Below are 11,823 nucleotides of genomic sequence, written 5' to 3' on the forward strand. Positions count from 1 at the left end.
GGGTCGCAGAGCAGCGCGGACAGGAGGGGGCGTACGAAACCGTCCACCGTCCGCGCTGCTCTGCGACCCGGACCTCACCACGTCGAGCCGCTGCGCCGACCTGGCGCTGCGCAGCTTCGCCCGGGGCCGGCTGTGCGTCCCGGAGGGCGGCGCCACCGCCCTGCCCGAGCTGCTGGCGGCCACGCTGCCGCCCGGCACCGTGCGGACGGGCGTGTGCGTGACGGACGCGTCGATCAGCTCCGTCGGTACGAAGGAGCACGGCGAGATCACCTGCCGCTCCCTGCTCGTGGCCACCGGCGCCCGCGCCGCCGCCGAGCTGCTGCCGGGCCTGCGGGTGCCGGACTTCCACCCCGTGACGGTCCTTCACCACACCGCCCCCACGGCCCCGTTGACCGAACCGGCGCTGCTCCTGGACGGAGACCGGCGCGGCGGCCCCGTCGCCCACACGACGGTGATGAGCGCGGTGGACCCGTCGCGCGCCCCGGCGGGCCGGCCGCTGATCTCCTCGACGGTGCTCGGGCTCCGTACGCCGCCGCCCGAGGCGGAACTCGACGGCGCGGTCCGCGCGCATCTCACGACGCTGTACGGCACGTCGACCGCCGACTGGGAGCTGCTGGCCGTCCAGCACGACTCCGAGGCGGTGCCCGCCATGCCGGCTCCGCACGATCTGCGCCGCCAGGTACGGCTGTTGTCGGGCCTGTACGTGTGCGGGGACCACCGCGACACCAGCACCGTCCAGGGCGCGCTCTCGTCAGGCCGCAGGGCCGCGTACGCGATCCTGGACGATCTGGGCGTACGGCCGGACCAGGGGACCCTCCAGCTCCCGACAGCGGCGTAGGAGCCCGCGCAGCGCCCCGGACGGCGGCTCTCAGCCGAACGCCGCGATCCGGTCCCGGTAGTTGCGTACCGCCGCCGCCTCCCGGTACGGCTCCAGCCGCCGTTCGAAGTCCCGTACGTAGTCCACGGCACGCGCCGAGCGGATCTCCGTCGCCTGCTGCGCGGCCTCCGCTCCCAGCGCGCACGCCTGGTCCAGCTCGCCGAGCCCCAGCCGGGCGGACGCGAGCACCACCCGGCAGAAGAGCCTGCTGCGCGCGAACGCCGGTGACCGCAACTGGAGGGAGCGCTCCGCGTGCTGGACGGCGGCGCGGTACTGCTGGAGGTCCCGGTAGCTGTGCCCGAACTCGTCGGCGAGCTGCCCTTCGTCGAAGGTGCGCGCCCAGTGCGGCACCTCGTCGCCGGGCCGCGCCGACTCCAGGGCGCGTTCGGCCCGCGCGAGCGAGGTGGTGCAGGCCCGCGCCTCGCCGAGCACGCCGTGCCCGCGCGCCTCGACGGAGTGCAGCAGCGCCTGCACCACGGGCGGCGCGGCGGACCCGACGCCCTGCTGGGCGACCCGGGCGAGCTGGACCGCCTCCCGGCCGTGGCCGAGGTAGACGGCCTGCCTACTCATGGTGATCAGTACGAAGGAGCCGTACGCCCGGTCCCCGGCCGCCTGGGACAGCCGCAGCGCCTGGACGAAGTAGCGCTGGGCGAGCCCGTGCGCGGCGATGTCGTACGAGGTCCAGCCGGCCAGCCTGGTCAGGTCGGCCGCGGCGGCGAACAGCCGCCGTCCGGTGGTCTCGCCGTACACACCCCGGAGCATCGGCTCGCACTCGTGCTCCAGGTACCGGACGAGTGCCTGGCGGGCGTGGCCGCCGCCGTACGCCTGGTCGAGGGTGCGGAACAGCTCGCTGACGGAACGCAGCGCCGCGACGTCGCCGCCCCCGACCCGCTGACCGGCGACCCGGTCCGTCTGGCGGGCCGGCGGAACACCGGCGGGGACGGCCTGCCGGGGCACGGTCCCCCGTCCCTGGGCGGGCACGCGGACGCTGACCGGCCCCGCGGAGCCGCCACCACCTCCGCCTCCGCTTCCGTAGGAGGCGGCGCCGGGCTGACCGGTCGTCGCACCCGTCGCACCCGACGAGGCCGCCACGGACGCCGCCGCCGACCCGTCGTGCCCGACCCGCTCGTCGGCGCGGCCGATGAGCCAGTCGCGGCTCGGCACCACCAGCCCCGCCGGGGTGAACGCGATCTTGCGCAGCTCCGCGTGGCTCCCCGAGTCCTTGCGCCAGAGCCCGCCGACGATGTCGACGGCTTCCTCGGGGGTCGACGCGAACTCCAGCCCCGCGTACACGGGCGCGCACGCGTCGAGCCCCAGGTCCTGCGCGGAGAGCCGGCGGCCGAGGCGGCGCGTGAAGACCTCGGCGATCAGTGCGGGTGTGGTGCCGCGTGGCTGCTGGCCGCGTAACCAGCGCGTCACGGACGTCTTGTCGTACCGCAGGTCGAGGCCGTGTTCGAGCCCGAGCTGGTCCACCCGACGGGCGAGACCTGCGTTGGAGAAACCGGCTTCTGCGATGAGCGCGGCGAGCTGGCGGTTGGGGATGCGCTGCGGAGGTCGTTCCGACATCAGCTGTACGGTCTCCTGCCTTCCGGGCCCCGGGAGCAGCCCTCATGGAACGGCGCGAATTTAGCGGTCGAAGCCGCCCGCACCGTCACGTTCGTCCCACATTCATCCGATCGTGTGAGGATTGCGGCCTTGGCTGACGTGCCGCCTCCATCGGCCCCGTACCGCACTGAGGGCCCTTCGGGCCTGCCGGATCGCTCCGCGCGACGCGGCCGTACAGTGGCTGGTGCGCGATATGTGCACGTGCCCGGTTGTCGCGGGGACATCCCCCGGATCCCGGGCGCAGAGCGAGGGAGGCAATGCCCGTGAGTGAGCTGCGGTTCGTCCATCTGGGCTTCGGCGGCGACGCCGTGGAGTACCGGGAGGCATGGCAGAAGCAGCGCGAGGTCCACGCGGCCCGCTTCGCGGACGAGATCCCCGACACCTGCCTGCTGCTCGAACATCTGCCCGTCTACACGGCGGGGCGGCGTACGGAGGACAGTGAGCGCCCCCTGGACGGGACTCCTGTCGTGGACGTCGACCGGGGCGGCAAGATCACCTGGCACGGCCCCGGCCAGCTCGTCGGCTATCCGATCCTGAAGCTGCCGCGCCCGGTGGACGTGGTGGCCCACGTACGCCGTCTTGAGGAGGCGCTGATCCGTACGGCGGCCGACTTCGGCGTGCGGACGACGCGGGTGGAGGGCCGCAGCGGCGTATGGGTGCTCGGCGATCCGGTGGAGGAGCGTCCCGCCCCGGTCGGCGCGGGCGGTCTGTCGCTGGACTTCGACCCCCGGGTGAACGACTCGGAGTTCGATCCCCGGCTGAACGGCCCCGAGTACGCGCCGTCCAACGCGGGCCAGCGCCGCGAGGACCGCAAGCTCGCCCAGATCGGCATCCGCGTCGCCAAGGGCGTGACGATGCACGGCTTTTCGATGAACGTGAACCCGGACAACACCTGGTTCGACAAGATCGTGCCGTGCGGGATCCGGGACGCGGGCGTGACGTCGCTCTCGTACGAACTGGGCCACGACCTCGGCGTCACCGAGGTGCTTCCGGTGGTGGAGCGCCATCTGCGCGACGTGCTGGAGGCGGCGGAGCCCAAACCCCGCGAGGTCGGGGCCGAGTCCGTCGCGCCGGCGCGCGCCTGAAGCCGCACAACCCGCCGGCAGCCCCGCCCACCGCCCCGCCCACGGAGGGAATGCCCCTCACCACCCACCGGTTGTCCCTACGCCATGCGATGCCATGGCCACGCACTACCAAGCAATCAACGGGCGTACTCTGGTGTTCGCCGAAGATTCGAATGCCGCGCCAGCAGAGAGAGGTGCCGGACGTGTCCGCTGTCGCACCCGACGGACGCAAGATGCTGCGCCTGGAGGTCCGGAACAGCCAGACCCCCATCGAGCGCAAGCCCGAGTGGATCAAGACCCGGGCGAAGATGGGGCCCGAGTACACCGCGATGCAGAAGCTCGTGAAGAGCGAGGGTCTGCACACCGTGTGCCAGGAGGCCGGCTGTCCCAACATCTACGAGTGCTGGGAGGACCGCGAGGCGACCTTCCTCATCGGCGGCGACCAGTGCACGCGGCGTTGTGACTTCTGCCAGATCGACACGGGCAAGCCCGAGGCGCTGGACCGCGACGAGCCGCGCCGGGTCGGCGAGTCCGTCGTCACGATGGACCTGAACTACGCCACGATCACCGGCGTCGCGCGCGACGACCTGCCCGACGGCGGCGCGTGGCTGTACGCGGAGACCGTGCGCCAGATCCACGCGCAGACCGCGGCGCGTGAGGCCGGCCGTACGAAGGTCGAACTGCTCATCCCCGACTTCAACGCCGAGCCCGAGCAGCTGGCCGAGGTCTTCTCCTCGCGCCCGCAGGTGCTCGCGCACAACGTCGAGACGGTGCCGCGGATCTTCAAGCGGATCCGTCCCGGCTTCCGTTACGAGCGCTCCCTCGAAGTCATCACACGGGCCCGCGAGGCAGGTCTGATCACCAAGTCGAACCTGATCCTGGGCATGGGCGAGACCCGTGAAGAGGTCAGCGAGGCGCTGCGCGACCTGCACGACGCGGGCTGCGAACTGATCACGATCACGCAGTATCTGCGGCCGTCCGCGCGCCACCACCCCGTCGAACGCTGGGTGAAGCCGCACGAGTTCGTGGAGCTGAAGGACGAGGCCGACGCGATCGGCTACTCCGGTGTGATGTCGGGACCGCTGGTCCGGTCCTCGTACCGCGCGGGGCGGCTGTTCCAGCAGGCGATGGAGCGCCGGAGCGCGGACGCTGTCCGCCAGGCGGTGTGAATCCGCCGGCTTGTGCCCGCGCGTCGCGCGCGCCCACTGTGTGAATCCGAGCACAAGAGACTACTTAACAGTAACGGCCGCACCGCCGCGGCCCGTACGCTCCCCTCAGGCAGGGGCCGCGTACGGGCCGCGGCGTCGTTCGGGGGTACGGCTTCGGGCATTCACCACCGTTTGACCGTCAGGTCACGCACTGGTAACACCGGAGAGTGACCCTCGTCAGTACGCATCCTCCCTCGCCACCCGCTCCCACTCCCGCTCGCACTCGTTCCTAGGGGGAACAGCCACCATGCAGGCCGCGCCGGTACGACCCATCACCGAGGTGATGGCGGCAGCCACCCGCCCCACCACCCTGCCCTCCGTCTCCCACGCGCTGCGCGCCATGGAGTCGCTCCTCCTCAGCAGCGGCCAGCGCAGGGCCCGCAGGAACGCCTGGACGGCCGTACTGGAAGACCGCCGCAGGGCACAGGACCGGGTCGAGGCGCAGCACGTACTGGAGGCCGTGTCGGGCCGTACTTCCTGAGCGACGTAAACTTCCGTTCATGGCGAGGAAGGAAAACGCAGACACTGCGGCGGAAACTGGGCGACTGAAACAGATCGCCCTCACCTACAAGATGACCCGACGGGTCGACAAGAGGGTCGGTCTCGTCGTCGCGGGCGTGGGAATCGTCACCTTCGGCGTCTTCCTCGCGATCGGCTTTCTGGTCGGTCACCCCATTTATCTGGGCATTCTGGGCTTCATTCTGGCCTTCCTCGCGATGGCGATCGTCTTCGGACGCCGCGCCGAGCGTGCTGCCTTCGGGCAGATGGAGGGCCAGCCCGGAGCGGCGGCGGCCGTACTGGAGAACGTGGGCCGCGGCTGGTCCACCACCCCCGCGGTCGCGATGAACCGCAGCCAGGACGTGATCCACCGGGCGGTCGGCAAGGCCGGCATCGTCCTGGTGGCCGAGGGCAACCCGAACCGGTTGAAGAGCCTGCTGGCGGCCGAGAAGAAGAAGATGGCGCGCATCGTCGTCGATGTGCCGGTGCACGACATCATCGTCGGCGACGGCGAGGGTCAGGTGCCGCTGAAGAAGGTCCGTACGACGATGCTCAAGCTGCCTCGGGTACTCTCCGGCCCGCAGGTGACGGTGGCGAACGACCGCCTGCGGGCGATGGGCGACCTGATGAGCAACATGCCGCTGCCGAAGGGCCCGATGCCGAAGGGCATGCGGATGCCGCGGGGCGGAAAGACGCGCTGACGGCCGGGACACACGTAGAGGGCGGCGGGGAACGCGAGTTCCCCGCCGCCCTCTCTCAACTTCTCAGCTTCTCAGCTCTCTAGATGCGCACCTGTACGGCACGGGCGAGCCGGTCGTGCAGCCCGCGCCCGTCGCGGTCCCACACGAGGGCGGGTACGGCGAGGCACAGCAGCGCGCTGCGGACCACGGCCCACCCGAAGCCGAGCCGGTCGCGGCTCTCGGAGACGACCCGCAGGCCGAGGAGGCGCTTGCCGGGGGTGGAGCCGACCGTCCCGACGGTGAGGATGTTCAGTACGAGGAGAACGCCGAGCGCGTAGTTGGCCGCGCCCTGCGCGTCGCGGGCGAAGAGCCCGTACGCGATGAGCATGCACAGCGCCCAGTCGAGGAAGAGCGCGCCGAAGCGCCGCCCCATGGAGGCGGCGGAACCGGGCCCCTCCTTGGGCAGCCCGAGACGCTCGCCCCGGTACCCGAAGTCCGTGCCCATCTCCTCGGCCGCCGCGCGCGGTCCGGAGAGCCACGATCCGATTGCTTCCCTGTTGTCCACCCGACCACGGTACTGCGCGCGCGTCCGTACCCGAGCCCCTGGGGGTACCCCCTCCACAGGCCGTTTCCAGCCGCGCTGGCCGGTCTGCGGAACGGCGCACACCCAGCCCGGTTAACTTCGGCGAAACAAATGGGTCATGCTTGAGAAATCCCGCATACCTATGGTCGGGTCCTGCGTGTGCCACCGCACTGGCCGCACGACCAGTAGCGATAAACCCCCGCCCCTCCCCGGGGACGGGAGGAGGAGGAGCTGGATGTTCCAGAACGCCGATGACGCCAAGAAGTTCATCGCGGACGAGGACGTGAAGTTCGTAGACGTCCGTTTCTGCGACCTGCCCGGCGTGATGCAGCACTTCACGATCCCGGCGAAGGCGTTCAACCCGGACGACGAGCTGGCTTTCGACGGCTCCTCGATCCGCGGTTTCCAGGCGATCCACGAGTCGGACATGGCGCTGCGCGCCGACCTGTCGACCGCTCGGGTGGACCCGTTCCGTCGCGACAAGACGGTGAACATCAACTTCTTCATCCACGACCCGATCACGGGTGAGCAGTACAGCCGCGACCCGCGCAACATCGCCAAGAAGGCCGAGGCCTACCTCGCCTCGACCGGCATCGCGGACACCGCGTACTTCGGCCCGGAGGCCGAGTTCTACGTCTTCGACAGCGTGCGCTTCAACACGACGTCGAACGAGAGCTTCTACCACATCGACTCCGAGGCCGGCGCCTGGAACACGGGCTCCACCGAGGACAACCGCGGCTACAAGGTCCGTTACAAGGGCGGCTACTTCCCGGCCCCGCCGGTCGACCACTTCGCCGACCTGCGCGCCGAGATCTCCCTGGAGCTGGACGCCGCCGGCCTCCAGGTCGAGCGCCAGCACCACGAGGTCGGCACCGCCGGCCAGGCGGAGATCAACTACAAGTTCAACACGCTGCTCGCCGCGGCCGACGACCTGATGCTCTTCAAGTACATCGTGAAGAACGTCGCCTGGCGCAACAACAAGACCGCGACCTTCATGCCCAAGCCGATCTTCGGCGACAACGGCTCCGGCATGCACGTCCACCAGTCCCTGTGGGCCGGCGGCGACCCGCTCTTCTACGACGAGCAGGGTTACGCGGGCCTGTCGGACACCGCCCGCTACTACATCGGCGGCATCCTGCGCCACGCGCCGTCGCTGCTGGCCTTCACGAACCCGACGGTGAACTCGTACCACCGCCTGGTCCCCGGCTTCGAGGCCCCGGTCAACCTGGTCTACTCGCAGCGCAACCGCTCGGCCGCGATGCGCATCCCGATCACGGGCTCCAACCCGAAGGCCAAGCGCGTCGAATTCCGCGCCCCGGACCCGTCGTCCAACCCGTACCTGGCCTTCTCGGCCCTGCTCCTCGCGGGCCTCGACGGCATCAAGAACAAGATCGAGCCGGCGGAGCCGATCGACAAGGACCTCTACGAACTGGCCCCGGAGGAGCACGCGGGCGTGGCCCAGGTCCCGACCTCCCTCCCGGCGGTACTGGAGGCCCTGGAGGCCGACAACGAGTACCTCCAGGCGGGCGGCGTGTTCACGTCGGACCTGATCGAGACGTGGATCGACTACAAGCGCACGAACGAAATCGCCCCGATCCAACTCCGCCCGCACCCGCACGAGTTCGAGCTGTACTTCGACATCTAAAGATCAACAGACCTCTACGCTCTAGGTTCCCTCTGCGGACCCTCTGCCAGTCCGCAGAGGGTCCGCAGAGTTGTTGATCAAGGGTCCCATTGCGCGCTCTACTGCGGTCCGAGTCGACTGGTCCGAGTCCGGCCAGAGGTGACCGTAAGTGTTCAGCGTCGTCGTCGCCTTCGAGTGCCGCAGTCGCTGCTGGACCACCTTTACGTCCGCGCCCGACGCGATGAGCATGCTCGCGTAGTAGTGGCGGAGGTCGTGAAACCGGAAGTCCGGGGACAGCCCCGCGACCTTCCTGCGAATCCGGCGCATGTGCCGCTCGATCTTCCACGGCCCCAACTGCTCGCCCTCGTCGTCGGGTAGTACCCACCCATCAGCGCGGCCGTCGAGCAGCCGCTTGAGCTCCCCCGCGAACACCGGCGGGATCGGTACGGCCGCCACGCTCGTCTCTGTCTTGAGCGGCTGGGCCGGGTATTGCACCGTCGGCGTCACTGTCATCGCATCAAGGTCAACGTCAGCGACCCGCAGCCCGCACGCTTCCGCCGTGCGCAAGCCGGCGAATGCCCCTAGCAGGAGAGCCGGGCGGTACTTCGGCTCCGCCGCTTCGTAGAGCTGCCACAGTTGCGCGTCCGTGCAGACGTAGGGGCGCTGCTTGCCACCGCCAGGCGAGGACTCTCGTGAACACGGGTTTGCCGTGATCTTCTTCGCTCGCACCGCGGCCCGCATCACCTGAGACAGCCGGCTATGCAGTGCGAACCGGTACGACTGCGCCACCCCGGCTCGCAGCAGGCGGGCCATCCAGCGCTTCACAGCCATCTCGTCCACGGCCATCAGCGGGAGCGGCCCGAACTCCGTCCGGATCTGCGCCAGGTGCACCTTCGCCTGACGCACAGTCGATGCCCGCTTCGCGTAAGACTCGATCCACAGGTCGCACCACTCATCGACCGTGAGCTTCTTGTCCTTCGGGTCTACGTAAGTGCTGGTCACCAGGGCGGCTGTTACTTCGTCGAGCCACCTCTCGGCGTCGAGCTTCCGACCGAAATGCCGAGCGTGCTCCTTGCCCGCCAGGTCCCTGTATCGCGCGCGCCACTTACCGTTCGGGCGCTTCTGGATGTTCTTGCTCGCCACGGTCTCCGTCTCTCTGCACCGCCCGCTGCACCGCCTGAAGCTCCCGCTCCAACTCGGCCTTGCGGGTCCGCACTTGACGAAGACCTTGATTCGCCGAGGCGGAGGTCGTCATCAAGCGCACCTCTTCCAAGTGCATCTTGTTGATCTGGTCGCGGACCTCCTCGGCCCGGTGTGCGAGTTCATCACGCGACATGCGGACCGGGGCCGGGTTGATCAAAGGATCAATCTCAAGATTCAGGATGCGGGCCAGCGCGGCAGCCTCCTGGAGAGGCACCGGCCTGGAGCCGGCCTCAATGCGGGTCACGGCAAGCGGGTTCACCTCCTTGTTGAGGATCTTTCCGAGCTGCGCAGCAAGAGCCGCCTGCGTCATCTGCTGATTCTCCCGAGCGGTGCGAACCATGGCACCGAAGGACTTCCCGACCTCGTCAATCTTCACGTGCTGAAGGTACCTACTTCCCCATCAGTGAGCAACAGTGCTAGCTTGAACCATCGCTACGTGAAGATCGAGACTTCACAAGGAGAAGATCGATGACTGAAGGGCTAGCAGAGCGCATCGGACAGCCCCAATACCTGACGTCCGCCGAGGTCGCCGAGCGGTACCGCATCGCCGAGAGCACGATCCGCTACTGGCGGCAGATCGGCTACGGGCCCGCCTACATGAAGGCCGGTCGCCAGGCGCGATACAGCCTGGCCGCACTGGCCCAGTGGGACGCCGAACAGGCCGGAGGGCGGAAAGCCGCATGACGAACGAGAACGCAGAAACGCCCCGCGGGCTAGGCGGGGCGTTTCAGGAATCCAGCGCAGTGGGCGCAGAGCCCATCGTGGCACAGCTCGCCCGCCGGCGGGAAGCCGCCCTGCGGTGTGAGCCGCTCGACTGCGGCCACCGCGACCCCGAGGACTGCGACGACGCCTGCGGCATCGAGCCAGACGACGAGCAGCGTAACGAAATGCGTAACGAAATGCCCGAAGCTCCGGCGGCCCCCTCGGACGCCGGGCAGTGGTGGACCGACGCCAAGGCCCGCTTCCTCGACCGCGAGTTCCCCCGGTACGGCACCCAGGCGTGGAAAGACCTCGAACCCGAGGACCCGAAGCGCCTGGCCGCCGCGCTCGACTACGCCGAGATGTGGCGCAAGTACGGGGCCGACATCGCCGCCGACCTGGACGACGCCATCAGGGCACGGCCGCCGATCTCCTCCGGGGTGCCCCTGGCCGTGCTCGATGCCGCCGCGCGGCCATACGAGCCGCACGAGCTGGTGCCCACGCCCGGCTGGCCGCCCATCGCCGTGCCCGGCAAGCCCGGCCGGTACCTCACCTACACGTACACCGAAGAGGGGCGGGCCGCAGCGTGACCCAGCCTGAACCGGAGATGTGGGGCGAGGAGTGGGGCGGCGACCCACCGCCCGACCACTCCGAGACCCCGTACGCGCCGGAGCCGACACGGCTCACCGTGGCGACCCAGCCCACCCCGGTGCCGACGTGGCGACCGCGCGACATTGCCGCAGTGCTCGACGGGTCATACAAGGCGCCCGTGCCCACCGTCGGGCAACGTGACGACGGAGTTCCCCTGTTCTACGCGGGGCGCATGCACTCGGTCGTCGGCGAGTCCGAGGGCGGCAAGACGTGGTTCGCGCTCATGGCGGTGGCCCACGAGCTGGCCGCCGGGAACGGCGTCGTCTTCATCGACTTCGAGGACGACGCCCCCGGTGTCGTCGGCCGGCTGCTCGCCCTCGGCGCCAGCGTCGCCGACATCAGTGCCCGGTTCGCGTACATCCGGCCCGAGGAACCCCTGACGATCGGCTTCAACCGGCTAGAGATCGGCCAGGCACTCAACGACCTGCGACCCACCTTCGTGCCCATCGACGGCGTGACCGAGGGCATGGCCATGCACGGCATGGAACTGAAGGACAACACCGACGTCGCGAAGTTCGGGCGCATGCTGCTGCGGCCCATCGCAGAGATGGGCGCCGCAGTGGCCACGCTCGATCACGTCGTGAAGGACAAGGAGGGGCGCGGCCGGTACGCCATCGGCGGCGTCCACAAGCTCAACGGCCTGAACGGGGCCATGTACGTGCTGGAGAACCGTCAGGCGTTCGGCGTCGGCGTCACCGGCAAGTCGACCGTGCGCATCGCCAAGGACCGGCCGGGCCAGCTCCGCAAGCACGCGCTGCCGCACACCAGCGGCCTGCACTGGTTCGCCGACTTCGTCCTGAAGTCCCGCGACGAGACGTTCACCGAGGCGTCCCTGTATGCCCCTGTCGAGCACGTCGGCCCCTTCCGGCCGACCGAGGTCATGCGGAAGGTCTCGGACGCCATCGCAGGCGCCCGCGAGCCCGTCAACGCCCGTGGCATCCAGGACCGCGTCGGCGGCAAGAAGGACGTCGTCGCCGCAGCGGTCGCGCGCCTCGTTGACGAGGGCTTCATCGACGTCAAGGACGGCCCCAACCGGTCCAAACTGCACACCCTCGTCAAGCCGTTCGAGGAGGTGGCGTAACCGGTGTCCCCGTGTCCCCTGGGTGTCCCCCAGTGTCCCCCAGGGGACAC

The 11,823-nt window shown here is 69.7% G+C and carries 13 protein-coding genes; 9 read left to right on the plus strand and 4 right to left on the minus strand.

The features are described 5' to 3' along the window. The coding region (locus BHU15_RS30685; RefSeq protein ID WP_141726911.1) for an FAD-dependent oxidoreductase at nucleotides 1-838 on the plus strand (838 nt) is incomplete at its 5' end. A gap of 30 nt (nucleotides 839-868) precedes the next feature. Here the strand turns inward: BHU15_RS30685 and BHU15_RS30690 are convergent. Continuing rightward, a complete protein-coding gene (locus BHU15_RS30690) occupies nucleotides 869-2,443 on the minus strand; it encodes an NsdA family TPR-like regulatory protein (protein ID WP_069630123.1) in 1,575 nt (524 codons plus the stop codon). A 302-nt stretch (nucleotides 2,444-2,745) separates the two neighbouring features. Here BHU15_RS30690 and lipB point away from each other — a divergent pair, with 302 nt between their 5' ends. The 4 genes from lipB (at nucleotide 2,746) to BHU15_RS30710 (ending at nucleotide 5,953) form a co-directional block, all read left to right on the plus strand. Beyond that, on the plus strand, nucleotides 2,746-3,567 hold the full coding sequence (lipB, locus tag BHU15_RS30695) for a lipoyl(octanoyl) transferase LipB (RefSeq protein WP_069630128.1): 822 nt from the start codon (nucleotides 2,746-2,748) through the stop codon (nucleotides 3,565-3,567). Between the two features lie 182 nt (nucleotides 3,568-3,749). Beyond that, a complete protein-coding gene (lipA, locus tag BHU15_RS30700; protein ID WP_031231878.1) occupies nucleotides 3,750-4,715 on the plus strand; it encodes a lipoyl synthase in 966 nt (321 codons plus the stop codon). A 286-nt stretch (nucleotides 4,716-5,001) separates the two neighbouring features. Next, entirely contained in the window at nucleotides 5,002-5,235 is a 234-nt protein-coding gene (locus tag BHU15_RS30705) for an SCO2195 family GlnR-regulated protein (protein ID WP_023542264.1), read from the plus strand. A 19-nt stretch (nucleotides 5,236-5,254) separates the two neighbouring features. Further along, nucleotides 5,255-5,953, plus strand: a complete 699-nt coding sequence (locus BHU15_RS30710; protein ID WP_031231876.1) for a DUF4191 domain-containing protein — start codon at nucleotides 5,255-5,257, stop codon at nucleotides 5,951-5,953. Between the two features lie 79 nt (nucleotides 5,954-6,032). Here BHU15_RS30710 and BHU15_RS30715 read toward each other — a convergent pair whose 3' ends face one another. Further along, nucleotides 6,033-6,497 carry an RDD family protein gene (locus BHU15_RS30715; protein ID WP_023542262.1) on the minus strand — a complete coding sequence of 155 codons (465 nt, stop codon included), beginning with the start codon at nucleotides 6,495-6,497 and terminating at the stop codon, nucleotides 6,033-6,035. A 253-nt stretch (nucleotides 6,498-6,750) separates the two neighbouring features. Between BHU15_RS30715 and glnA the strand changes: the two genes are divergently transcribed. Beyond that, nucleotides 6,751-8,160 (plus strand): type I glutamate--ammonia ligase, encoded by a 1,410-nt coding sequence (glnA, locus tag BHU15_RS30720; RefSeq protein ID WP_023542261.1) that lies wholly within the window; start codon nucleotides 6,751-6,753, stop codon nucleotides 8,158-8,160. Between the two features lie 21 nt (nucleotides 8,161-8,181). Here the strand turns inward: glnA and BHU15_RS30725 are convergent, their stop codons facing one another. Together BHU15_RS30725 and BHU15_RS30730 are read right to left on the minus strand one after the other, a co-directional pair. Beyond that, the gene (locus BHU15_RS30725; protein WP_069630124.1) at nucleotides 8,182-9,282 is read right to left on the minus strand and encodes a tyrosine-type recombinase/integrase; all 1,101 of its coding nucleotides are present in this window, start codon (nucleotides 9,280-9,282) and stop codon (nucleotides 8,182-8,184) included. Further along, a complete protein-coding gene (locus tag BHU15_RS30730) occupies nucleotides 9,245-9,718 on the minus strand; it encodes a helix-turn-helix domain-containing protein (RefSeq protein WP_069630125.1) in 474 nt (157 codons plus the stop codon). Before BHU15_RS30730 ends, BHU15_RS30725 begins: the two co-directional genes overlap by 38 nt. Nucleotides 9,719-9,810: 92 nt before the next feature. Here BHU15_RS30730 and BHU15_RS30735 point away from each other — a divergent pair, with 92 nt between their 5' ends. The 3 genes from BHU15_RS30735 to BHU15_RS30745 are packed head-to-tail and all read left to right on the plus strand — an operon-like array spanning nucleotide 9,811 to nucleotide 11,773. Next, the gene (locus tag BHU15_RS30735; RefSeq protein WP_069630126.1) at nucleotides 9,811-10,026 is read left to right on the plus strand and encodes a helix-turn-helix transcriptional regulator; all 216 of its coding nucleotides are present in this window, start codon (nucleotides 9,811-9,813) and stop codon (nucleotides 10,024-10,026) included. A 59-nt stretch (nucleotides 10,027-10,085) separates the two neighbouring features. Continuing rightward, nucleotides 10,086-10,631 (plus strand): DUF2742 domain-containing protein, encoded by a 546-nt coding sequence (locus tag BHU15_RS40795; protein ID WP_174566069.1) that lies wholly within the window; start codon nucleotides 10,086-10,088, stop codon nucleotides 10,629-10,631. Next, the gene (locus BHU15_RS30745; RefSeq protein WP_069630127.1) at nucleotides 10,628-11,773 is read left to right on the plus strand and encodes an AAA family ATPase; all 1,146 of its coding nucleotides are present in this window, start codon (nucleotides 10,628-10,630) and stop codon (nucleotides 11,771-11,773) included. Before BHU15_RS40795 ends, BHU15_RS30745 begins: the two co-directional genes overlap by 4 nt. The last annotated feature ends 50 nt before the right edge of the window (nucleotides 11,774-11,823 follow it).

The organism is Streptomyces niveus, from assembly GCF_001723055.1.
Taxonomy (GTDB): Bacteria; Actinomycetota; Actinomycetes; order Streptomycetales; family Streptomycetaceae; genus Streptomyces; species Streptomyces niveus.

What these genes read in the sequence shown, in the direction of transcription:
- BHU15_RS30690 (WP_069630123.1), bottom strand. Translation starts at nt 2,443, where the DNA reads ATGTCGGAACGACCTCCGCAGCGCATCCCCAACCGCCAGCTCGCCGCG.
- BHU15_RS30705 (WP_023542264.1), top strand. Translation starts at nt 5,002, where the DNA reads ATGCAGGCCGCGCCGGTACGACCCATCACCGAGGTGATGGCGGCAGCC.
- BHU15_RS30710 (WP_031231876.1), top strand. Translation starts at nt 5,255, where the DNA reads ATGGCGAGGAAGGAAAACGCAGACACTGCGGCGGAAACTGGGCGACTG.
- glnA (WP_023542261.1), top strand. Translation starts at nt 6,751, where the DNA reads ATGTTCCAGAACGCCGATGACGCCAAGAAGTTCATCGCGGACGAGGAC.
- BHU15_RS30735 (WP_069630126.1), top strand. Translation starts at nt 9,811, where the DNA reads ATGACTGAAGGGCTAGCAGAGCGCATCGGACAGCCCCAATACCTGACG.